Annotated in this window: 17 protein-coding genes; 14 read left to right on the top strand and 3 right to left on the bottom strand. The window is 70.2% G+C overall.

Features of this window, described 5'->3' with window-relative positions; translation table 11 throughout:
• Positions 1–146 precede the first annotated feature (146 nt).
• The 5 genes from KUA19_RS05100 to KUA19_RS05080 all read left to right on the top strand — a co-directional run bounded on the left by KUA19_RS05100 (position 147) and on the right by KUA19_RS05080 (position 5,893).
• Entirely contained in the window at positions 147–1,559 is a 1,413-nt protein-coding gene (locus KUA19_RS05100) for an NAD(P)/FAD-dependent oxidoreductase (RefSeq protein WP_217394928.1), read from the top strand.
• Positions 1,560–1,674: 115 nt separating this feature from the next.
• Positions 1,675–2,937 (top strand): saccharopine dehydrogenase family protein, encoded by a 1,263-nt coding sequence (locus KUA19_RS05095; protein ID WP_217394927.1) that lies wholly within the window; start codon positions 1,675–1,677, stop codon positions 2,935–2,937.
• Between the two features lie 95 nt (positions 2,938–3,032).
• A complete protein-coding gene (locus KUA19_RS05090; protein ID WP_212827194.1) occupies positions 3,033–3,242 on the top strand; it encodes a type II toxin-antitoxin system VapB family antitoxin in 210 nt (69 codons plus the stop codon).
• A complete protein-coding gene (locus KUA19_RS05085) occupies positions 3,239–3,670 on the top strand; it encodes a PIN domain nuclease (protein WP_217394926.1) in 432 nt (143 codons plus the stop codon). The genes KUA19_RS05090 and KUA19_RS05085 overlap by 4 nt, the downstream gene beginning before the upstream one ends.
• Before the next feature lie 690 nt (positions 3,671–4,360).
• A complete protein-coding gene (locus KUA19_RS05080; protein WP_217394925.1) occupies positions 4,361–5,893 on the top strand; it encodes a TROVE domain-containing protein in 1,533 nt (510 codons plus the stop codon).
• Between the two features lie 59 nt (positions 5,894–5,952).
• Here KUA19_RS05080 and gabT read toward each other — a convergent pair whose 3' ends face one another.
• The gene (gabT, locus tag KUA19_RS05075; RefSeq protein WP_372451766.1) at positions 5,953–7,236 is read right to left on the bottom strand and encodes a 4-aminobutyrate--2-oxoglutarate transaminase; all 1,284 of its coding nucleotides are present in this window, start codon (positions 7,234–7,236) and stop codon (positions 5,953–5,955) included.
• Positions 7,233–8,663, bottom strand: coding sequence for a gamma-aminobutyraldehyde dehydrogenase (locus tag KUA19_RS05070; protein ID WP_217394924.1), 1,431 nt, complete (start codon positions 8,661–8,663; stop codon positions 7,233–7,235). The genes gabT and KUA19_RS05070 overlap by 4 nt, the downstream gene beginning before the upstream one ends.
• 83 nt (positions 8,664–8,746) lie before the next feature.
• Between KUA19_RS05070 and KUA19_RS05065 the strand changes: the two genes are divergently transcribed.
• Positions 8,747–10,180: an aldehyde dehydrogenase family protein gene (locus KUA19_RS05065; RefSeq protein ID WP_217394923.1), complete on the top strand. Its 1,434-nt coding sequence runs from the start codon at positions 8,747–8,749 to the stop codon at positions 10,178–10,180.
• A gap of 53 nt (positions 10,181–10,233) precedes the next feature.
• Here the strand turns inward: KUA19_RS05065 and KUA19_RS05060 are convergent, their stop codons facing one another.
• Positions 10,234–12,411 (bottom strand): bifunctional glycosyltransferase/CDP-glycerol:glycerophosphate glycerophosphotransferase, encoded by a 2,178-nt coding sequence (locus KUA19_RS05060; protein WP_217394922.1) that lies wholly within the window; start codon positions 12,409–12,411, stop codon positions 10,234–10,236.
• A 369-nt stretch (positions 12,412–12,780) separates the two neighbouring features.
• On the opposite strand from KUA19_RS05060, the gene KUA19_RS05055 reads away from it, so the two are divergent.
• From KUA19_RS05055 to efeO, 8 genes are all read left to right on the top strand, one after another.
• Positions 12,781–14,160 (top strand): phosphomannomutase/phosphoglucomutase, encoded by a 1,380-nt coding sequence (locus tag KUA19_RS05055; protein WP_217394921.1) that lies wholly within the window; start codon positions 12,781–12,783, stop codon positions 14,158–14,160.
• A 55-nt stretch (positions 14,161–14,215) separates the two neighbouring features.
• Positions 14,216–14,398 carry a Trm112 family protein gene (locus tag KUA19_RS05050; RefSeq protein ID WP_217394920.1) on the top strand — a complete coding sequence of 61 codons (183 nt, stop codon included), beginning with the start codon at positions 14,216–14,218 and terminating at the stop codon, positions 14,396–14,398.
• Between the two features lie 5 nt (positions 14,399–14,403).
• Positions 14,404–15,603, top strand: coding sequence for an SIS domain-containing protein (locus KUA19_RS05045; RefSeq protein ID WP_217395344.1), 1,200 nt, complete (start codon positions 14,404–14,406; stop codon positions 15,601–15,603).
• 40 nt (positions 15,604–15,643) lie between these two features.
• Positions 15,644–16,564: a cation diffusion facilitator family transporter gene (locus KUA19_RS05040; protein WP_217394919.1), complete on the top strand. Its 921-nt coding sequence runs from the start codon at positions 15,644–15,646 to the stop codon at positions 16,562–16,564.
• 5 nt (positions 16,565–16,569) lie between these two features.
• The gene (manA, locus tag KUA19_RS05035; RefSeq protein ID WP_217394918.1) at positions 16,570–17,739 is read left to right on the top strand and encodes a mannose-6-phosphate isomerase, class I; all 1,170 of its coding nucleotides are present in this window, start codon (positions 16,570–16,572) and stop codon (positions 17,737–17,739) included.
• Positions 17,740–18,164: 425 nt separating this feature from the next.
• Positions 18,165–19,616, top strand: a complete 1,452-nt coding sequence (ahcY, locus tag KUA19_RS05030; protein WP_217394917.1) for an adenosylhomocysteinase — start codon at positions 18,165–18,167, stop codon at positions 19,614–19,616.
• Between the two features lie 151 nt (positions 19,617–19,767).
• Entirely contained in the window at positions 19,768–20,670 is a 903-nt protein-coding gene (gene efeU, locus KUA19_RS05025) for an iron uptake transporter permease EfeU (protein ID WP_217394916.1), read from the top strand.
• An 88-nt stretch (positions 20,671–20,758) separates the two neighbouring features.
• Complete coding sequence (gene efeO / locus KUA19_RS05020; RefSeq protein ID WP_217394915.1) at positions 20,759–21,886, top strand: iron uptake system protein EfeO; 1,128 nt, start codon at positions 20,759–20,761, stop codon at positions 21,884–21,886.
• Positions 21,887–21,918 lie beyond the last annotated feature (32 nt).

Genomic DNA, 21,918 nt, shown 5'->3' with positions numbered 1-21,918 from the left:
GACCCGGCACGCGTCAAGCGTGGTCCGGCTCGGCGGCCGTTTGGTATTCCCGGACAAAACGTTTATCCGGGGAAAATTCAGGATAAGAGGCCACAAACATCTACAGATGTACGGCCTCGCGATTGGTAGAAGGAGGAGATCGGCTCATGCGGGCCAAAGGATCAAAACTGTGGGCGTCGGCGCTAGCGGATGCGTCGCCGACGCCGTACTGGACGGACCGGCCGGAGCGGCCGGCACCCGTACCCCCGCTGACCAGCGCGACCACCGCGCAGCTGGCCGTGATCGGGGGTGGCTACAGCGGCCTGTGGACGGCGCTGGTGGCCAAGGAACGCGACCCGTCGACCGACGTGGTGCTCCTGGAATCGGGGGTGTGCGGCCACGCCGCCTCCGGACGAAACGGTGGATTCTGCTCCGCGAGCCTGACCCACGGGCTGGCCAACGGGGTGGACCGATTCCCGGGCGAGATAACCGAGCTGGAACGGCTCGGCCGGGAGAACCTCGACCAGATCGAGGACACGCTGGTGCGGTACGGCATCGACTGCGACTTCGAGCGCACCGGTGAGCTGGAGGTGGCCACCTCCGCGTACCAGTTGGACTGGCTGCACGAGTCGGCGGAGCTGACCCGGTCCATGGGTTACCAGGCCGAGGTGTTCGACGCCGACCAGGTGCGGGCGCAGGTCGACTCGCCCACCTACCTGGGTGGCTGGTGGGACCGCGACCGGGTCGCCATGCTCGACCCGGCGAAGCTGGCCTGGGGCCTGCGGCAGGCGTGCCTGTCGCTCGGCGTGCGCATCTACGAGGGCACTCCCGTGCTCGGCGTGGTCACCCAGCGCGACGGCCTGGTGCTGCGTACCCCGCACGGTGAGGTGCGGGCGAGCCGGGTGGCGCTGGCGACCAACGCCTTCGGCCCGCTGGTGCGCAAGCTCAAGCGCTACCTGATCCCGGTGTACGACTACGCCCTGATGACCGAGCCGCTGAGCGACGCCCAGCTGGCCGCGGTCGGCTGGGGCAACCGGCAGGGCCTGGGCGACTCGGCCAACCAGTTCCACTACTACCGGCTCACCGCCGACAACCGGATCCTGTTCGGCGGGTACGACGCGATCTACCACTTCGGCAACCGGATCGCGCCGACGCTGGAGCAGCGGGAGGCCACCTTCGCACGGCTGGCAGAGCACTTCTTCACCACGTTCCCGCAGTTGGAGGGCTTGCGCTTCTCCCACAGCTGGGGCGGGGTGATCGACACCTGCACCCGGTTCTGCGCGTTCTTCGGCACCGCCTTCGGCGGCCGGCTGGCGTACGCGGCTGGGTACACCGGACTCGGCGTGGGCGCGACCCGCTTCGGGGCCCAGGTGATGCTCGACCAGCTCTACGGACTCGACACCGAACGCACGAGGCTCGACTTCGTCCGCAGCAAGCCTTGGCCGCTGCCGCCGGAGCCGCTGCGCTCGCTGGGCATCCAGCTCACCCGCTGGTCGCTGGCGCGCGCCGACGAGCATCAGGGCCGCCGCAACCTGTGGCTGCGCACCCTCGACCACGCGGGCCTCGGCTTCGACTCCTGACCCGGCATCTCCACGGGCACCTGCAGCCCCTCGCGTGACCACGCGGCGGGCTGGGACAACACACTTGAAAAGCCACCCATACGCGGTCGAAAGCCGCGTTGTTGAAGGGACTGTTATGCGTATCCTGCTGGTCGGCGCTGGCGGCGTCGGCAGTGCAGCAGCCTCCATCGCCGCACGCCGTGATTTCTTCCAGCTCATGGTGGTGGCGGACTACTCCCTGGAGCGGGCCCAGAAGGCCGTATCCGGGTACGACGACCGCTTCCTGGCGGCCCGTCTGGACGCCTCGAACGCCGAGGACGTCGCAGCTCTGTGCCGCGAGCACCGCATCACCCACGTGCTGAACGCGGTCGACCCCCGCTTCGTCATGCCGATCTTCGACGGGGCGTACGCCGCGGGCGCCGACTACCTCGACATGGCCATGTCGCTGTCGCGTCCGCACCCGACCGACCCCTACTCCCAGACCGGCGTGATGCTCGGCGAGGAGCAGTTCGCCAAGGCTGTCGACTGGGCGGCCAAGGAGCGACTGGCCCTGGTCGGCATCGGGGTGGAACCCGGCCTGTCGGACATCTTCGCCCGGTACGCCGCCGACCACCTGTTCGCCGAGATCGACGAGATCGGGGTGCGGGACGGGTCCAACATCACCGTGGACGGGTTCGACTTCGCCCCGTCGTTCTCGATCTGGACCACCATCGAGGAGTGCCTCAACCCGCCGATCATCTGGGAGCGCGAGCGCGGCTGGTTCACCACCGCGCCGTTCAGCGAGCCCGAGGTGTTCGACTTCCCCGAGGGCATCGGGCCGGTCGAGTGCGTCAACGTGGAGCACGAGGAGGTGCTGCTCATCCCGCGCTGGGTCGACGCCAAGCGGGTCACCTTCAAGTACGGCCTGGGCAGCGAGTTCATCGAGATCCTCAAGACGGTGCACAAGCTGGGTCTGGACTCCACCCGGCCGATCGCGATCGGCGGCGGCAAGTCCCCGGTCATGGTGTCGCCGCGCGACGTGCTCGCCGCGCAGCTGCCCGACCCGGCCACGCTGGGCTCGCGCATGCGCGGCAAGACCTGCGCGGGCACCTGGGTGCGCGGGCGCGCCCTGGACGGCAAGGTCAAGGAGGTCTACCTCTACCACGTGGTCGACAACGAGTGGTCCATGCGCGAGTACGGCCACCAGGCCGTGGTGTGGCAGACGGCCGTCAACCCGGTCGTCGCGCTGGAACTGCTCAGCGAGCGCGTGTGGCAGGGCATCGGGGTGCTCGGCCCCGAGGCGCTGGACCCGGTGCCGTTCCTGAACAAACTGACCGAGTACGGCTCCCCCTGGGGCGTACGCGAGCAGCAGCCGTTCCGTCCCACCAGCAACCAGGTTCGCCAGCAGGTAGCCGCCTGACCTGCGGCCTTGTGAGCCACGCCCCCTCGGGGATATCTTCATGACTGGGTGGGATATACCCCGAGGGGCGCTCGGCGGACAGACAGGGGACGGTCGTGGCGAAGACTCTCATCGACATCGACGAGGACGCGCTCGCCCTGGCGATGGCCGAGTTCGGCACCTCGACCAAGGTCGAGACGGTGAACCGGGCACTGCGCGAGATCGCCCAGCGCCGCCGCGAACGGGTGGACCAGTTCATGCGGATAGCGCTGCTGACGGCCGACCGGCTCGCGGAGACGGACGTCGACCGGGAAGCGTGGCAGTGATCTACCTCGTCGACAAGTCGGCGTGGGAGCAGTTGCGCTACAGCGACGCGGCACGGCAGTCGATGAGCACGCGCTTCCTCGACGGATCGATCGCGACGTGTCCGGTCATCGCGGCCGAGTTGTGCTTCTCCGCCCGTAACCACGCCGAGCTGACCTCGATGCGGGCCGAATACGAGACGGTGCTTTGGCTGGACACGAACGATGCCGCTCAGCGGCGCATGCTCGACGTCATGCAACTGCTGGCACTGCGTGGCCACCATCGCAGCGTCGGCATACCTGACCTGCTGGTGGCCGCCACGGCAGAGGCGCACGGCGCCACGATCTTGCACTACGACAGCGACTTCGAGCGCATCGCCGAGGTCACTGGCCAGCCCCATGAGTGGATCGTCCCGAGGGGCAGCGGGCACGGCGACTCTCAGCGGGGCTGATCGCATACACTCGACGGGCCGCGCGCCAGGTGCGTCGGCGACGGCTACTCCATGGAGGCCGCTGGCGTACGCCCACGAGGGTGCCGCCGACGCCTGTGAAATGACTCGCCCGGTGACGGGACGCCGCCGCCTCCTCGATCTCTGGCGCGCGGCATTCGTAATCACGTTGTGGCACAGCCGTATCCGCCATAGATTGTCTCTCGTCTCCCGGTGCGCAGGCAGCGGATACTTCTTGGATCAACGGGTTGCGGGTTCGAGTCCCGCTCGGGCCGCAGGGTCCGGTAGCTCAATCGGCAGAGCAGTCGACTGTGCCGCCGCCGACATTGACCTCGGGAGACGCCCATGCGGTCGGTCCGGTGCGCAGGTTACGGCTACTCCACTTGTAATGGGGAGGTCGCGGGTTCGAATCCCGCCCGTATCCATACCGGATGCGCGTAGCTCAGTGGCCCAGAGCGCCATCTGCCGTCGCCGACCCGATCTCGGACGGGCCGCATGGATAAAGCATTGGTGCCACCGAAATCTCTGGTCTAGTTTGATTCAGCACCTCCCGGTGCGCAGGTTGCGGCTACTTCTTCTCGCATAAGAATCCATACGCCGCCGCCGTCTTGATCTCGGGAGGCGCACCATTCCTCATCGTCCGGTGGGTGGATGCTGCGCGCCCGCCGACCACCCTCGGGGGAGGGATCTGTCATGGCGAAGTTCAACGTCGCCACCGCTTTCAAGCAGCGTCCGGCCGGGACCACGGCCCAGGGCGCGCCCGGGTTCGCTCGCGAGCCGAAGCAGGAGCTGTTCCTGCTCGCCGTGGCGAACATGGTCGGTGAGCAGACGTTCTACGAGAACGCCAAGGACCGCGACGCGCGCTTCCTGGCGCTGGTCGCACAGGTGGCTGTCGCCGACCCGGACTGGTTCGCGCGGTTCGTGCCGTGGCTGCGCCTCGGCGCCAACCTGCGCACCGCCTCCGTGGTCGCCGCACTGGAGGGCGCGAAGGCACAGGTCGCGGCCGGTATCCCCGGTTCGCGCAAGGTTGTCGACGCGGCACTGCAGCGGGCCGACGAGCCGGGCGAGGCGCTGGCGTACTGGCTGTCCCGCTACGGCCGGGCGCTGCCCAAGCCGGTCAAGCGCGGGGTCGCCGACGCGGCGGTGCGTCTATACCACGAGCGCAGCCTGCTCAAGTACGACTCCGACAGCGCCGCGGTGCGCTTCGGTGACGTCCTCGACCTGACCCACCCGGCCGCGCGCGACGCGACTCAGGCGGAGCTGTTCCGGCACGCGCTGGACCGCCGCCACCAGCGGGACAACCCGCTGCCCGAGGTGCTGTCGGTGCTGCGCGCCCGCGCGGAGCTGATGTCGCTGCCGGTGCCCGAGCGCGCGGCCGTGCTCGACCCGGGGCGCCTCGCCGCGGCGGGGATGACCTGGGAGGCGCTGGCGGGCTGGCGGCAGGGTCCGCTGGACGCGGCGGCATGGTCGGCGATGATCCCGTCCATGGGCTACCTGGCGCTACTGCGCAACCTGCGCAACTTCGACGCGGCGGGTGTGTCCGACGAGGTCGCTGCTGCCGTGGCGGCGAAGCTGTCCGACCCGGACGAGGTGGACCGTTCCCGCGTGCTGCCGATGCGGTTCCTGTCGGCGTACAACGCGGCACCGAGCCTGCGCTGGGCGTACCCGCTGGAGAAGGCGCTGCAGTTCGCGCTCGGCAACGTGCCGAAGCTGGACGGCCGCACCCTGGTGCTGATCGACACGTCCGGCTCGATGAACAGCCAGTTCAGCCGCGACGGCTCGCTGCGCTGCTGGGACGCGGCGACGCTGTTCGGCCTGGCTGTGGCGGTGCGGGCGCAGGCGGCGACGGTGGTGTCGTTCTCGGACCGGACCAAGGTCTTCGACCTGCGGCCGGGCGAGTCGGTGCTGTCGGCGGTGCGCCGCTTCAAGGACGGCGGCTGGTTCTTCGGCATGGGCACTGAGACCGAGAAGGCGGTCCGGGCTCACTACGACAAGCACGACCGGGTGGTGATCCTCACCGATGAGCAGGCGAGCTTCCACGGCAGCCACGACGTGGCGGCCGCGGTGCCCGCGCACATTCCCGTCTACACGTGGAACCTGGCCGGTTACAAGCTCGGCCACACCGCCCCCGTGGGCCGCCGCTACACCTTCGGCGGCCTCACCGACGCCGCCTTCTCGATGATCGCCCTCCTGGAGTCCGCCGAGCGCACCACGTTCCCCTTCTGAGCGCGTAAGGAAGGGCCCCTTCTTATCGCTTTACGCAGCAGAAGGGGCCCTTCCTTACCTCAGGCGGTGGTGATGAAGGCTTCTTCGAGGATGGACAGGCCGCGGTCGAGGTCGGCGTCGGAGATCACCAGCGGCGGCAGGAAGCGGAACACGTTGCCCCAGGTGCCGCAGGTGAGCGTGAGCAGGCCGGCCGCGTGGCACGCCTTGTTGACCGCGCCGGTCAGGACCGGGTCGGGGTCGAGGGTGCCGGGCTTGACCAGTTCGATGGCGACCATGGCGCCGCGGCCGCGTACCTCGGCGATCTGGGGGTGAGCGGCGGCCAGCTTCGTCAGCCGCTCGGTGAGCACCCCACCGATACGCCGCGCGGCGGCGTTGAGGTCCAGCTCGCGCATGGTCTGGATCGAGGCGAGCGCGGCGGCGCAGGCGATCGGGTTGCCGCCGTAGGTGCCGCCGAGCCCGCCGACGTGCACCGCGTCCATGAGCTCGGCGCGACCGGTGACCCCGGCCAGCGGCAGCCCGCCCGCGATGCCCTTCGCGACCGTGATCAGGTCAGGCACCACGCCCTCGTGCTCGCTGGCGAACCAGTCCCCGGTGCGGCAGAACCCGGTCTGGATCTCGTCGGCGACGAACAGCGCCCCGTTGGCCCTGGCCCACGCCGCGAGGGTGGGCAGGAAGCCGGGTGCGGGAACGACGAAGCCGCCCTCGCCCTGCACCGGCTCGATCACGATCGCGGCCACGTTCGCGGCGCCGACCTGCGTGGTGATCTCGTCGATGGCGCGGGCGGCGGCCTGCTCGCCGGTCAGGCCGTCGCGCAGCGGGTACGACATCGGCGCCCGGTAGACCTCCGGGGCGAACGGCCCGAACCCGTGCTTGTACGGCATGTTCTTCGCGGTCAGCGCCATGGTCAGGTTGGTGCGCCCGTGGTAGCCGTGGTCGAACACCACCACCGCCTGCCGCCCGGTGGCGTACCGGGCGATCTTGACGGCGTTCTCGACCGCCTCGGCACCGGAGTTGAACAGCGCCGACCGCTTCTCGTGGCCGCCCGGGGTCAGCTCGTTGAGCTGCTCGCACACCGATACGTACGACTCGTACGGCGCCACCATGAAGCAGGTGTGCGTGAACAGCTCGACCTGCCGCTTGACCGCCTCGACCACCGCCGGGGCGCTGTTGCCCACGTTGGTGACGGCGATCCCGGCCGCGAAGTCGATCCACTCCCGCCCGTCGACGTCGCGCAGCGTGCCACCGGAGGCCCGCTCGACGTAGGACGTGATGGTCGAGCCGACGCCCTTGGCGACGGCGGCGACGCGGCGGGCGTGGATGTCCGAAGAGGCGCTCAAGGTCATTCTCCGATGTTGTGCATGACGTGCTTGACCCGTGTGTAGTCCTCCAGGCCGTACGCGGACAGGTCCTTGCCGTAGCCGGACTGCTTGAACCCGCCGTGCGGCATCTCGGCGACCAGCGGGATGTGGGTGTTGACCCAGACGCAGCCGAAGTCCAGCCGCTTGCTGACCCGCATCGCGCGCCCGTGGTCGGACGTCCACACGCTGGAGGCCAGGCCGTACCGGCAGTCGTTGGCGTACTTCAGCGCCTGCGCCTCGTCGGCGACCTTCTGCACCGTGATGACCGGCCCGAACACCTCGTCGGTGACGATCTCGTCGCCCTGGACCAGGTCGGCCACGACGGTCGGCTCGAAGAAGTAGCCGCGCTCGCCGACGCGGTGGCCACCGGCGGTGATCCGGGCGTGGGCCGGGAGCCGCTCGATGAAGCCGGTGACCCGGGCCAGCTGGTTGGCGTTGTTGAGCGGCCCGAACAGCACGTCCTCGTCGTCGGGCGCGCCGGTTTTGAGGTTGCGGGCCTGCTCGGTCAGGGCCGCCACGAAGGCGTTGTACGCACCCTCGGTGACCAGCACGCGGGTGGCGGCGGTGCAGTCCTGGCCCGCGTTGAAGAACCCGGCGATCGCGATGCCCTCGGCGGCCGCGGCGATGTCGGCGTCGTCGAAGACCATGACCGGCGCCTTGCCGCCCAGCTCCAGGTGGGTGCGCTTGATCGCGGGCGCGGCCGCGGCGGCCACCTCGGATCCGGCCCGGGTGGAGCCGGTGATCGACACCATCGCCGGAGTCGGGTGCGAGACCAGGGCCCGGCCGGTGTCACGGTCGCCGCAGACGACGTTGAACACGCCCGGCGGTAGGAACTCGGCGGCGATCTCGGCCAGCAGCAGCGTCGACATCGGCGTGGTGTCCGACGGCTTGAGCACGACGGTGTTGCCCGCGGCGATGGCCGGGGCGAACTTCCACACCGCCATTAGCAGCGGGTAGTTCCACGGCGTGACCTGCGCGCAGACGCCGATCGGCTCGCGCCGCACATAGCTGGTCAGGTTCGCCATGTACTCCCCGGCGGAGCGGCCCTCGAGCAGGCGGGCGGCCCCGGCGAAGAAACGGATCTGGTCGATCGCGGGCGGCAGCTCCTCGCTCGCGGTCAGCGCCAGCGGCTTGCCGGTGTTGCGACTCTCCAGCGCCACCAGCTCGTCGGCGCGCGCCTCCACCGCGTCGGCGATCTTCAGCAGCGCCTTCTGACGCTCGCTGGGCGTGGTGTCGCGCCACGTGTCGAAGGCGGCGGCCGCCGCGGCCATGGCGTTCTCTATGTCCTGCTTCCCGGAGACCGGGGCGCTTGCGAGAATCTCCCCGGTGCAGGGGTCGATCAGGTCCGCGTAGCCGCCGTCCACCGGCGCTACGTACTTACCGTTGATGAAGTTGGCCAGTTGTTCTGTCATCGGTGGCATAAGGCAATCTTCGCTACGGAATCCGCAACGAGCAAGGGTCTTGAGCAACTGTTTCCGTGCAGTAGGGTGGGCTTATGGCCGATCAGACCCCGTTCTGGATCGCGGGCAGCCCCGAGTCCAGTGATGATCTTGTAGTTGTGCGTAACCCCTACGACGGGCGCGTGGTCGGACAGACCTCCAATGCCACCCCTGCGCAGGTGGAAGCCGCTGTCGCGGCCGCCGCGCGGGTGGCCCCCGAAGCGGCCCGGCTGTCGGCCGCCGCCCGCGCCGCCGCCCTCGACCACGTCAGCCGCCGCCTGGCCGAGCGCGGCGATGAGGTGGCCGCGCTGATCAGCGGCGAGAACGGCAAGCCGCTGCTGTGGGCCAAGGCCGAACTCAACCGTGCCGTCTCCACGTTCCGGTGGGCCGCCGAGGAGGCGCGGCGGTTCGGGGGCGAGCTGATGCGGCTGGACACCGACCCGGCCGCGGCCGGGCGGATGGCCGTGGTCCGCCGCTTCCCCAAGGGGCCGGTGCTGGGCATCAGCCCGTTCAACTTTCCACTGAACCTGGTCGCGCACAAGGTCGCCCCGGCGATCGCGGTCGGCGCGCCGATCCTGGTCAAGCCCGCCCCGGCCACGCCGCTGTCGGCCCTGCTGCTGGGCGAGCTGCTGGCCGAGACCGACCTGCCCACGGGCATGTTCTCGGTCGTCCCGCTGCCCAACGACCGCGCGGCGGCCCTGGTCGCCGACCCGCGCCTGCCGGTGGTGTCGTTCACCGGCTCCGGGCCGGTCGGCGCGAGCATTCAGCAGGCCGTCCCGCACAAGCACGTGACGTTGGAGCTGGGCGGCAACGCCGCCGCGGTGGTCTGCGGCGACTACGCCGACCTGGACTGGGCGGCCCAGCGCATCGCGCTGTTCAGCAACTACCAGGCCGGGCAGAGCTGCATCGCGGTGCAGCGGGTGATCGTGCACCGGGACCGGATGGCGGAGTTCGTGCCGAAGCTGGTCGCGGCGGTGCGCGCGCTCAAGACCGGCGACCCGGCGGCGGCCGACACCCAGGTCGGTCCGCTGATCACCGAAGCCGCCGCGCAGCGGGTCGAGAGCTGGGTGAACGAGGCGGTCGCCGCGGGCGCCCGCGTCCTCACCGGTGGTGCACGCGACGGTGCCGCCTACGCGCCGACCGTGCTGGTCGACGTCCCGGCGGACGCGAAGGTCTCCTGCGACGAGGTGTTCGGGCCGGTGCTGGTCGTGTCGGCGGTCGACTCCGATGACGACGCGTTCGCGGCGGTCAACGACTCCGCGTTCGGCCTACAGGCGGGCGTGTTCACCGGCGACCTGCAGACGGCGTTCACTGCGCACGCGACGCTGCAGGTCGGGGGCGTGATCGTGGGCGACGTGCCGTCGTTCCGGGCCGACCAGATGCCGTACGGCGGCGTGAAGGGCTCCGGCGTCGGCCGCGAGGGTCTGCGCAGCGCCATGGACGACTACACCGACCCGCGCGTCCTCGTACTCACCGGTCTGACCCTCTGAGCTCGGCCCGGTTCGGCCCGGGAGCACGCCGCTCCCGGGCCGACCGCCGGTGTTCAGGCGGCGGCGGGCTGGTTCAGGAACAGGTGGCGGACCACCCGCTCGGCGGCCCGGCCGTCGTCGAGGTGGCAGAAGCGGCGCCGGAACGCGGCGCGGGCCAGTTCCGCCTCCGGGCTGCGCACCTGGTCGTGCTCGAACAGCCAGACCAGGTCGTCCTGGCTGCGGCAGAACGGGCCAGGACCCTCGGTGGCGAGGTCGAAGTAGGTGCCCCGGGTGGCCCGGTAGACGTCCCAGTCGGGCGCGTAGATCACGATGGGCCGGTCGAGCACGCCGAAGTCGAACATCACCGACGAGTAGTCGGTGATGAGCACGTCGGTGGCCAGGTACAGCTGCTCGATGCTCGGGTGGTCGGAGACGTCGCGGACCTGCGGGTGCGCGGCGACCGAGGAGGCGTCGCGGTCGTAGAAGTAGTGCGCCCGCATCAGCACCACGCCGTCGGGTCCGAGCGCCTTGGCCAGCGCCAGCGGGTCCAGCTGCAGGTCGAACCCCTTGGCGTAGTCGCGGTGGGTCGGCGCGTAGAGGACGACCTTCTGGTCGGGCCGGATGCCGAGCTCCGCGCGCACCTTCGCCGCGTCCTCGGCCGTGGCGGTGGACAGGATGTCGTTGCGCGGGTAGCCGTACTCCAGGGACTGGTAGTTGCTCGGGTAGACCCGGCCCCAGACCTCGGTGGAGTACGTGTTGGCCGCGAGGCTGTAGTCCCAGCGGTCGACGCGCTTGAGCAGCTTGCCGAAGTTCATCTTGCGTGCGGTCAGGGCGTAGCGCATCTCGTCGATGCCCATCGACTTCAGTGCGGTGCCGTGGTGGGTCTGCAGGTGGACGCTGCCCTTGCGCTTGACCACGAAGTCCGGGAAGTTCACGTTGTTGATGAACCAGCGGGCACGGGCCAGCACCCGGAAGTAGCGCCAGGAGTTCTCGACGACGTAGTCCACGCCGGGGGGCACGTCGGCCACCCGGTCGGCCTTGACGATCCACACGCCGCGCACCTCGGGCGTGAGTTCACGGGCCCGCTCGTAGATCGCAGCCGGATTGCACCGCACGCCCCGGCCCCAGTACGCCGAGTACACGGCGAGCCGCTGGTCGATGGGGCGGCGGCGCTGGAGGCTGTAGTAGGCGTACTGCAGCTTGCGGCGCAGTCCCCTGGCCTGGCCGCCCAGCTTCCGCTTGGCCCCGCCCAGCTTGCGTCGGGTCTGGTCGAGGCGCCCGTGCGCGTGGCGCATGCTGCGGTAGCCGAGCCAGCTGCCCAGGGCGAGCAGGCGGTGCCGCGCCGGGCTGGCGTCGGGCGGCAGGATGTAGTCGTCGCCGGTCAGGTGACGCTTGCGCAGCAGCACCGACTCCTGGAAGAAGCGGCTGCGCGAGTCGGGGTTCAGCCGGCGGGGGTTGCCGAGCACGACGAGGCAGTGGTTCATGGCGTGACCGAGCACCCAGGGCCGGATCCGGGCGCCGTCGGCGGCGCGGGCGAGCCGCTCGAAGACCAGGTCGTACTGGGCGAAGACCTCGAAGTGGCGGTCGCTGGTCGTGCCCAGGATCGAACCGGAGCGGCGCTGGCGGTAGAGCACGCAGACCCGGGGCAGCACGCTGACCCGCTCGGCGTGGGCCAGCAGCGGGTAGGTGAACGGCAGGTCCTCGTACCATCCGCTGGGGAAGGGCAACTCGGCCGCGATCAGGAACTCGCGCCGGACGACCTTGTTCCAGGCGCACGGGAACAGCTGCAGCAGCTCCGGCCGCTGCGCGATCCGGAAGACGTCCGGCTGATCGGGGTCGCTCAGCAGCTCGTGCAGCATGTTGCGCTTCTGCGCGCCCCACCAGTAGGTCCGCGCGTAGTCGACGATGAGCACGTCGGGGTCCGTGGCGGCCAGGCGCTGGGCCACGGCGGCGAGCGAGCCCTCGGTCAGCGAGTCGTCGCTGTCGACGAACCAGACGTACTCGCCCGTGGCCACTGCGAGCCCGGCGTTGCGCGCGCCGCCCAGACCGACGTTCTCCGGCAGGTGCAGCGGACGCACCCGGAAGTCCCGCGCGGCGTACTCGTCGATGATCGCGCCGCAGCCGTCGGGGGACCGGTCGTCCACCGCGATGACCTCGATATCACGGAATGTCTGGTTCAGGATTGAATCCAGACACTCGCGCAGATACGGCTGGACATTGTAGATAGGCACCACAATGCTGATCTTTGCCATTTTCATTTCCCCGTTGAGCCTTTGACCGGATGCCATCCCCCAGGCACGCAGAGGGGTCGGAATCGACGTGACTCAGCGGGAAGTGCCAGAAGGGGTCGGTAGACGGCCTCGAAGGTAACAGCGTCTGAACAGTCGGCTAATCAGCTGTGAAGTGAATCACGGGCGATATTGGCGATGCGCCTATTGAGGGCCGGATAAAGGTCCCGTCGTCGGAATACGGGATCCCCTGATTGGGTATCACCTTTTAGATGATCTTCCTATCGCGGTGACGCGGTCGGACCGTCCACGCCCGCGCGCCAGCATGTTGTCGCGGTGGGGAAACCTGTGATGGCTAGGCTGTGGCGGTCCCAGCTGCGAGGAGTGAGCGAAATGTTTGACTTGTCCACCATCGTGAAGGCTTACGACGTGCGTGGCACCGTGCCCGATCAGCTCAACGAGCAGGTCGCCGGAGCCCTGGGACGGGCGTTCGCGCAGACGCTGCGGGAGCGGGGCGAGGACCGCGGCACCATCGTGGTCGCGCACGACATGCGCGAGTCCGGGCCCGCCCTGGTCGCGGCCTTCACCGACGGTGTACGCGCCGAGGGCGTCAACGTGATCAACGCCGGTCTCGGCTCCACCGACCTGCTCTACTACGCCTCCGGCGTGCTCGACCTGCCCGGGGCGATGTTCACCGCCAGCCACAACCCGGCGCAGTACAACGGCATCAAGCTCTGCTATGCGGGCGCCAAGCCGGTCGGTCAGGCCACCGGCCTGTCCGCGGTCCGCGAGACCGCCCAGGCGCTGCTGGACGCGGGCACGCCCGTCCCCGCCGCGACCGGCACCATCGAGCGGCGCGAACTGCTGGCCGACTACGCCGCGCACCTGCGCACGCTGGTGGACCTCAGTGGCGTACGCCCGCTGAAGGTCGTCGTGGACGCGGGCAACGGTATGGGCGGCTACACCGTCCCGGCGGTGCTCGGCGACGCGGTGCTCCCGGCTCTGCCGCTGGACATCGTGCCGCTCTACTTCGAGCTGGACGGCTCGTTCCCCAACCACGAGGCCAACCCGCTGGAGCCGGCGAACCTGGTCGACCTGCAGCAGGCCGTGGTCAAGGAGGGCGCCGACATCGGCCTGGCCTTCGACGGCGACGCCGACCGCTGCTTCGTCGTCGACGCCGACGGCAACCCGGTCTCGCCGTCGGCGGTGACCGCGCTGGTGGCCACCCGCGAGCTGGCCAAGCACCCCGGCTCGACGATCATCCACAACCTGATCACGTCGGCGGCGGTGCCGGAGATCGTGCGCGAGCACGGCGGCACGCCGGTGCGCACCCGGGTCGGGCACTCGTTCATCAAGGCGGAGATGGCCGCGACCGGCGCCGTCTTCGGCGGCGAGCACTCGGCGCACTACTACTTCCGCGACTTCTGGGGCGCCGACACCGGCATGCTGGCCGCGATGCACGTGCTGGCCGCGCTGGGCGAGCAGTCCGGGCCGCTGGCCGAACTGGGCCGCGAGTACGAGCGGTACGCCGCCTCGGGCGAGATCAACTCGGTGGTGTCGGACCAGCCCGCGAGCCTGGCCAAGGTGCGGGAGCACTTCGCCGGGCAGCCGCAGGACGAGCTGGACGGGCTCACCGTGACCTTCGACGACGGGGCGTGGATCAACCTGCGCGCCTCGAACACCGAACCGCTGCTGCGCCTCAATGTCGAGGCCCCGAGCGTGGAGCGGATGTCGCAGCTGCGCGACGAGGTGCTCAAGCTCGTCCGTGGGTAGGCTGCACTTCAGCTCAGCCTCGCTGTAGCCCAGCCTGCGATGTGAAGGAGCCGACGTGTCGCTCGACCCGCAACTGCTCGAGATTCTCGCCTGCCCGGCGGAGGACCACGCCCCGCTGCGCCACGACCCCGAGGCGCAGACGCTGACCTGCACCTCGTGCGGCCGGGTGTATCCGGTGCGCGAGGGTCTGCCGGTACTGCTGCTCGACGAGGTGCTGACCGACAAGGCTGGTGCCTGATGGCCATGCCGCCGCTGGACGGTGCCGCGGGCGTACGCGGCAACCGGTGGTTCGACGAGGCGCTGCTCGACGACGCCCCGGGTCTGGCCGCCCGTGACCCGGGCGGGATGCTGCGCGCCATCGCCTCGGCGGGCGCGCAGGTGCGTGAGGCGACCTCGCTGACCGCCGAGGTGGATCTGAGCCACCTGGCCGACGAGGGTCGCCCCCGGGCGGTCGTGGTGGTGGGCGCCGGTACGGCGGCCCGTACCGGCGACATCCTCACCACCATCGCCGGGCCCCGCTGCCTGGTCCCGGTGCTGACCCACCGCAGCGTGGAGGTGCCCGCCTGGATCGGCGCGGCCGACGTGGTGATCGCGGTATCGGCGTCGGGCCGCTCGCCCGAGGCGCTGGCGGTCGCGGAGGCGGCCGGGCGGCGCGGAGCGCGCCTGGTGGCGATCGGTGCTCCCGGCTCGCCGCTGCAGTCGGTGGCCGAGCGCCACCGGGCGCCGTTCATCCAGGTGCCCCGCCGCGGCGCGGCGCGGGCGAACCTGTGGGGTCTGACCGTGCCGGTGCTGCTCACCGCACGCGCGCTGGGCCTGGTCAAGGTCAACGAGGCCGACCTGGCCGAGACCGCGACCCGGCTGGACCTGGAGGCCGACCGTTGCCGGCCGACCGCCGAGACCTTCGTCAACCGGGCCAAGACCCTCGCCCTGAACCTGGCCGGTTCGGTGCCCATCATCTGGGGTGACTCGCCGCTGGCGGCGGTCGCGGCGGTGCGCTACGGCGACATGCTGTCGGCCAACGCCCGCTACCCGGTCGTCACCGACGCGCTCGGCGAGGCCGGTCGGGGCCGGGTGGGTCTGCTCGACGGCGTCTTCGGCGCGCTGGCCGCGCTGGAGCGGGACATCTTCGCTGATCCGGACCTCGACGCGCCTTCGGCCGACCCTCCGCGCCTGAAAGTGGTGCTGCTGTGCGACGGTGGTCTCGCCGACGAGAACAGTGCGGCGCAGACGACGGACCGGCGGGCCGAGGTCGTGCAGGACATCGCCGCGAGGCGAGGCATCGAGGTTGACGTGCTCACCGCTGAGGGAGGCTCGGCGCTGGAGCGCTTCGCCTCGCTTGTGGCGGCGACCGACTTCGCCTCGGTGTACCTCGGGCTCGGGCATGGCCTCGATCCGATGGCGGTGCCGGCCGTCACCGAGCTGAAGGAGCAGTTGCGCAAGTGAAGTATGGGTTCTGCGGGATGACGACGGTCGGGGCAAAGGCATGAGTGCCGAGGGCGGCACCAGGGCGATCGTGGCGGCGTTGGCCGCCAACCTCGGTATCGCGGTGACGAAGTTCGTGGCCTGGGGGCTGACGGGCTCGTCGTCGATGCTGGCCGAGGGGATCCACTCGGTGGCGGACTCGGGCAACCAGCTGCTGCTGCTGCTCGGCGGGCGGCGGTCCAAGCGCGAGGCGACGGCGCTGCACCCCTTCGGGTACGGCCGGGAGCGCTACATCTACGCGTTCATCGTGTCGATCGTGCTGTTCAGCGTGGGTGGCCTGTTCGCGCTGTACGAGGCGTGGCACAAGTGGGAGCACCCGGAGCCGATCACCGAGTGGCAGTGGGTGCCGATCACGGTGCTGGTCGTGGCGATCGTCCTGGAGTCGCTGTCGTTCCGGACCGCGATCAAGGAGTCGAACCAGATCCGCAACGGCGTCTCGTGGAAGAACTTCATCCGGCGGGCCAAGGCGCCGGAGCTTCCGGTGATCCTGCTGGAGGACTTCGGCGCGCTGGTGGGTCTGGTCTTCGCCCTGATCGGCGTCGGTATGACGCTGATCACCGGCTATGGCCGGTGGGACGCGGCCGGTACCGCGATGATCGGTCTGCTGCTGGTGGCCATCGCCGTGGTGCTGGCGATCGAGACCAAGAGCCTGCTGCTGGGCGAGTCGGCCACCGAGGAGCACATCCTTGCCATCGCGGCCGCCATCGTCGACGGTCCCGAGGTCGAGCGCGTGATCCACATGCGCACGATGCACCTGGGCCCGGAGGAGCTGCTCGTCGCCGCCAAGATCGCGGTCCGGCATGACGAGAAGGCGGACGAGATCGCGCGCGGCATCGACGCCGCCGAGGCGCGCATCCGTGCCGCAGTGCCGATTGCCCGGGTAATCTACCTCGAACCGGACATCGACTACGCGAAGGGCTGACCCCCGTGCGCCGACTGCAGAACCCGATCAGGCCGTACGCCTGGGGCTCGCGCGACATCATCGCGCAGGTCCAGGGGCGGCCCGTGCCCAGCGACGGGCCCGAGGCGGAACTGTGGATCGGCGCGCACCCCGACAGCCCCTCCACGATCGACGGCCGATCACTGGCCGAGGCCATCGCGTCGGCGCCGGGTGAACTGCTCGGCGCCGACGCGCACGCCAGGTACGGCGCGCGCCTGCCGTACCTGATGAAACTGCTGGCGGCCGAGCGTTCGCTGTCGCTGCAGGCGCACCCCGACGCGCGACAGGCCGCCGACGGGTTCGCCGCCGAGGAGCGGGCGGGTGTGCCGCGCACCGCCGCGCACCGCAGCTACGTCGACGGCAACCACAAGCCAGAACTGCTGGTGGCGTACACGCCGTTCGAGGCGCTGTGCGGGTTCCGGGACCCGGCGGCGTCGGCCGAGCTCGTCGACGCGCTGGCGGTCCCCGGGCTCAAGCGCGTGGTCGGCGCGCTGGCCGTCGGCGACCTGCGCGAGGCGGTGCACGCGCTGCTCAGCTGGCCCGCCGCGGACCGGCCCGACCTGCTGGAGCAGATCGCCGCCAACGCCGACAAGCTGCCGACCGGCGTCGTCGGCGGCGGCCCGCGCGGCCTGGTCCGGCGGCTGGCCGCCGACTACCCCGGTGACGTCGGCGTGGTCGTGTCACTGCTGCTCAACCACCTGCTGCTGGAACCGGGGCAGGGCATCTGGATGCCCGCCGGGAACCTGCACGGATACCTGCGCGGCGCCGGGATCGAGATCATGGCGGCCAGCGACAACGTGCTGCGCGGCGGCCTGACCCCCAAGCACGTCAACGTGCCCGAACTGCTGCGGGTGCTGCGCTTCGAGCCGCTGCACGAGCCCGTACGCGACCCGGAGCCGGTCACTCCCGGCGTGGTCACCTGGAGCGTGCCGGTGCCCGACTTCCGGCTGCACCGGGTGCGGCTGGACCACGAGGTCGGCGAGGCCCGGCTGGTACTGGACGGGCCGCGGACCGTGTTCTGCGTGGCCGGAAGCATGACGGTGGGCGACGAGAGCGGCTCGGTGCCGCTGCGCGGCGGCGACGCGGCGTACGGGCTGCCCGCGGGCGGGCGGTTGACCTTCACGGGCGCGGGCGAGGCGTACACCGGCTCGCTCTGACGCGGGCCGGGGACGGGGCACCCGGGGTCCGAAAGACTCCAGATCCGCTCGGCGTCGCCGACAACCCCCACTTATCATCGACGGTGGCCTATCTAGAGCACAGTTTCGCGCTTTTCGTGCTCTGGATAGGCCACCGTCGATCGAAAACGGGGTGGCGGCGGCGGGCCGGGTGGGGCACCCGTGTCGTGATTACGCTGTGGTGATGTGACGGACACGGCGCGTGGCGAAACTTGATCTGAACTGCTTGACAGTGGCGCGACGGAATGTGACTCTTTAAACACGCAGCGTTATCGGGATCAAACATCCGAGCCACGCGCGGGGGAACCAAACCGGGGGGAGTGTGGCCCGGTTCCTGGTGCGGAGGGTCCGCCCAGGGACCGGGCCACACGTATGTCCGGCCCGGCCGACCGAACAGGAGCACTCCGATGGCCAGCACGCTCGCCCCCGGCGACTTCAAGGTCGCCGACCTCTCGCTCGCCGCGTTCGGGCGCAAGGAGATCCAACTCGCCGAGCACGAGATGCCGGGCCTGATGGCGGTGCGCGCCGAGTACGCGCAGGCGCGGCCGCTGGCCGGGGCCCGGATCGCAGGCTCGCTGCACATGACGGTGCAGACGGCGGTGCTGATCGAGACGCTGGTGGCGCTGGGCGCCCAGGTCCGCTGGGCCAGCTGCAACATCTTCTCCACGCAGGACCACGCGGCGGCGGCGATCGCGGTGGGGCCGGATGGCACGCCGGACGCTCCGGCCGGGGTGCCGGTGTTCGCGTGGAAGGGCGAGACGCTGCCGGAGTACTGGTGGTGCACCGAGCGGATCCTGCGCTGGCCGGGTGGCGACGGGCCGAACATGATCCTCGACGACGGCGGTGACGCCACGCTGTTGGTGCACAAGGGTGCCGAGTTCGAATCGGCCGGTGCCGTGCCCGCGCCGGACGGCGACGACTCCGAGGAGTACGCGGTCATCCTGGAGGTGCTGCGGCGTTCGCTGGCCGAGGACCCCGGGCGTTGGCGCGCGATCGCGGCGGGCATCCAGGGGGTGACCGAGGAGACGACGACCGGCGTGCACCGGCTGTACGAGATGCTGGCCTCGGGCCGGCTGCTCTTCCCGGCGATCAACGTCAACGACGCGGTGACCAAGAGCAAGTTCGACAACCGGTACGGCTGCCGCCATTCGCTGGTCGACGGCATCAACCGGGCCACCGACGTGCTGATCGGCGGCAAGGTGTGCGTGGTGGCGGGCTACGGCGACGTGGGCAAGGGCTGCGCGGACTCGTTGCGGGGGCAGGGCGCCCGGGTGGTGGTCGCCGAGGTCGACCCGATCTGCGCGCTGCAGGCGGCGATGGACGGCTACCAGGTCGCCACGGTGGACGACATGGCCGCGACGGCCGACGTCTTCGTCACCGCGACCGGTTGCAAGGACGTGATCACCGCCCAGCACATGGCCCGGATGAAGCACCAGGCGATCGTGGGCAACATCGGGCACTTCGACAACGAGATCGACATGGCGGGGCTGACGCGTACGCCGGGTGTGACGAGAATCAACATCAAGCCGCAGGTCGACGAGTGGCGCTTCGCGGACGGCCACTCGATCATCGTGCTCTCCGAGGGCCGCCTGCTCAACCTGGGCAACGCCACCGGCCACCCGTCGTTCGTGATGAGCAACAGCTTCACCAACCAGGTGTTGGCGCAGCTCGAGCTGTTCACCAAGCGCGACCGGTACCCGGTGGGCGTGTACACGCTGGCCAAGAAGCTCGACGAGAAGGTGGCCCGGCTGCACCTGGACGCCCTGGGGGTACGGCTGACCGAGCTGACCAAGGCGCAGGCCGACTACCTGGGGGTGCCGGTGGAGGGACCGTACAAGCCGGACCACTACCGCTACTGACCGGACCGTCGCAGGTCACCGCTTTCTGGAGCCGTTCCAGTCAAGTTACCCCCGTCGACTTCTGGTGCGCCCGAGTCCTAAGCTAAGGTGTGCCTCGCCTTATTAAGGCAAGGCTCACCAAGCAAGACTGCTCTTACCCTCGGGAGCGCACGTGAACGGCAACGTCTTTCTCGCCACGTACCTGATCGGGCTACGCGAGGGACTCGAAGCGACCCTGGTGGTGACGATCCTCGTCGCCTTCCTGGTCAAATCGGATCTGCGCACCCGCCTGCCGTACGTCTGGTCGGGCGTCGGCGTGGCCGCCGCGCTCTCGGTCGGCTTCGCCGCGTTGCTGCAGTTCACCAGCGCCAACCTGGAGTTCAAGCGCCAGGAGCTGTTCGAGGCGATCACCTCGATCGTCGCCGTCGTCTTCGTCACCTGGATGATCTTCTGGATGCGCCGCGCCGCGCGTTCGATCGCGGGCGACCTGCGGACCAAGCTCAGTGCCGCGATCCAGCTCGGCCCGCTGGCCGTCGTGGTGACGGCGTTCCTGGCCGTGGCGCGCGAGGGCCTGGAGACCGCGCTGATCTTCTTCGCGACGGTCCAGGGCGCCGCCTCCACCTGGTCGGTGGTGGCCATCGTCAGCGGCATCGCCACCTCCGTGCTGCTGGGCTTCCTGATGTACCGCAGCGCCCTGAAAATCAACCTGACCAGGTTCTTCACCTGGACCGGCGTGCTGCTGGTGCTGGTCGCCGCGGGCATCCTCAAGTACGGCGTGCACGATCTGCTCGAGGCCGGGATCCTGCCGGGCCTGAACGACTACGCGTTCGACATCACCGGCGCGCTCGACCCCACCACCTGGTACGCCGAGCTGCTGCGCGGCATGTTCAACATCACCCCGGCGCCGACGGTGCTGGAGACCATCGCCTGGGTCGGGTACGCGGTACCCGTGCTCGTGCTCTTCCTGGTCGGGCGGCCGTCGTCGCCCGCGGCCAAGACCACGCCCTCGACCGTCGCCGAGCCGACCCCCGTCAGCGGCGACGCCGCCGGTGGGTCGTCGCACCAGCCCGCCTGAGCGGCGTCCGCCGCGTACCCCTCGACGCGGTCCGCACCGAACCTCGGAACCATCTGAACCCCACCCCGGAACCACAGGAGCCCGACCGATGCGCAAGCTTCCCGCCCTGACCGCCGTGGCCGTGCTCGGCCTGGGCCTGACCGCGTGCACCACCGACCCGGAGCCTGCCGCCCCCGGCGACACCACCGGGCCGATCGCGGTCAAGGCGACCGACACCAGCTGCGAGGTCGCTCGGGGCGAGAACGCCGCGGGCACGGTGACCTTCAACATCACCAACTCCGGCGCCAAGGTCACCGAGTTCTATGTGTACGCCGCGGGCGACCGGGTCATGGGCGAGGTGGAGAACATCGCCCCGGGGCTGACCCGTGAGCTGCGGGTGGAGCTGCCCGCCGGGACGTACGAGACCGCCTGCAAGCCGGGCATGATCGGCAAGGGCATCCGGGGCGCGTTCAAGGCGACGGGTTCGGCCGCGCCGCTGACCGCCGACGCGAAGCTGGCCGAGGCGAGCGCCAACTACCAGCGCTACATCCAGAGCCAGACCGCGGCGCTGCTGCCCAAGACCGAGGAGTTCGTCGCGGCGGTCAAGGCCGGCGATGTGGCCAAGGCCAAGGCGCTGTTCCCGATCGCGCGCACGTACTGGGAGCGCATCGAGCCGGTGGCCGAGATCTTCGGCGACCTGGACCCGAAGATCGACGGCCGGGCCGAGGTGATCGAGGAGGGGATGGCCTTCACCGGCTTCCACCGCCTCGAGCAGGACCTGTGGGAGAAGAACGACATCGGCAAGTCCGGTCCGATCGCCGACCAGCTGCTGGTCGACGTGAAGGAGATCGTGGCCAAGGCCAACGCCGAGAAGCTGTCCCCGCTCCAGCTCGCGAACGGTGCCAAGGAGCTGCTCGACGAGGTCGCCAGCGGCAAGATCACCGGCGAGGAGGACCGCTACTCGCACACCGACCTGTGGGACTTCGCCGCCAACGTGGAGGGTTCCAAGGCCGCCGTGCAGGCGCTGCGCCCGACCCTGGAGGAGCGCGCCCCCGAGCTGGTGGCCGGCCTCGACGCCGCGTTCAAGACGGTCGACGACACCCTGGCCAAGCACCGCGACGGCGACGGCTGGAAGCTGCACACCGCGCTGAGCCAGGCCGACCTGAAGGAGCTCACCGACGTGATCAACGCGCTGGCCGAGCCGATCAGCAAGATCGCCGCGGTCATCTCCAAGTGACGCCCGAGTCCCGTGGCGCCCTCCGGCGGCGC

Source organism: Catellatospora tritici, from assembly GCF_019083965.1.
GTDB classification, from domain to species: domain Bacteria; phylum Actinomycetota; class Actinomycetes; order Mycobacteriales; family Micromonosporaceae; genus Catellatospora; species Catellatospora tritici.
Note: the sequence above shows the minus strand (reverse complement) of the source record. Positions and strands in the feature narration are given on the sequence as shown.

Excerpts from the sequence above, each read along its gene's own strand:
- KUA19_RS05100 (WP_217394928.1), top strand. The coding sequence starts at position 147 with ATGCGGGCCAAAGGATCAAAACTGTGGGCGTCGGCGCTAGCGGATGCG.
- KUA19_RS05095 (WP_217394927.1), top strand. The coding sequence starts at position 1,675 with ATGCGTATCCTGCTGGTCGGCGCTGGCGGCGTCGGCAGTGCAGCAGCC.
- KUA19_RS05080 (WP_217394925.1), top strand. The coding sequence starts at position 4,361 with ATGGCGAAGTTCAACGTCGCCACCGCTTTCAAGCAGCGTCCGGCCGGG.
- gabT (WP_372451766.1), bottom strand. The coding sequence starts at position 7,236 with ATGACCTTGAGCGCCTCTTCGGACATCCACGCCCGCCGCGTCGCCGCC.
- KUA19_RS05070 (WP_217394924.1), bottom strand. The coding sequence starts at position 8,663 with ATGACAGAACAACTGGCCAACTTCATCAACGGTAAGTACGTAGCGCCG.
- KUA19_RS05065 (WP_217394923.1), top strand. The coding sequence starts at position 8,747 with ATGGCCGATCAGACCCCGTTCTGGATCGCGGGCAGCCCCGAGTCCAGT.
- KUA19_RS05060 (WP_217394922.1), bottom strand. The coding sequence starts at position 12,411 with ATGGCAAAGATCAGCATTGTGGTGCCTATCTACAATGTCCAGCCGTAT.
- KUA19_RS05055 (WP_217394921.1), top strand. The coding sequence starts at position 12,781 with ATGTTTGACTTGTCCACCATCGTGAAGGCTTACGACGTGCGTGGCACC.
- KUA19_RS05045 (WP_217395344.1), top strand. The coding sequence starts at position 14,404 with ATGCCGCCGCTGGACGGTGCCGCGGGCGTACGCGGCAACCGGTGGTTC.
- KUA19_RS05040 (WP_217394919.1), top strand. The coding sequence starts at position 15,644 with ATGAGTGCCGAGGGCGGCACCAGGGCGATCGTGGCGGCGTTGGCCGCC.
- ahcY (WP_217394917.1), top strand. The coding sequence starts at position 18,165 with ATGGCCAGCACGCTCGCCCCCGGCGACTTCAAGGTCGCCGACCTCTCG.
- efeO (WP_217394915.1), top strand. The coding sequence starts at position 20,759 with ATGCGCAAGCTTCCCGCCCTGACCGCCGTGGCCGTGCTCGGCCTGGGC.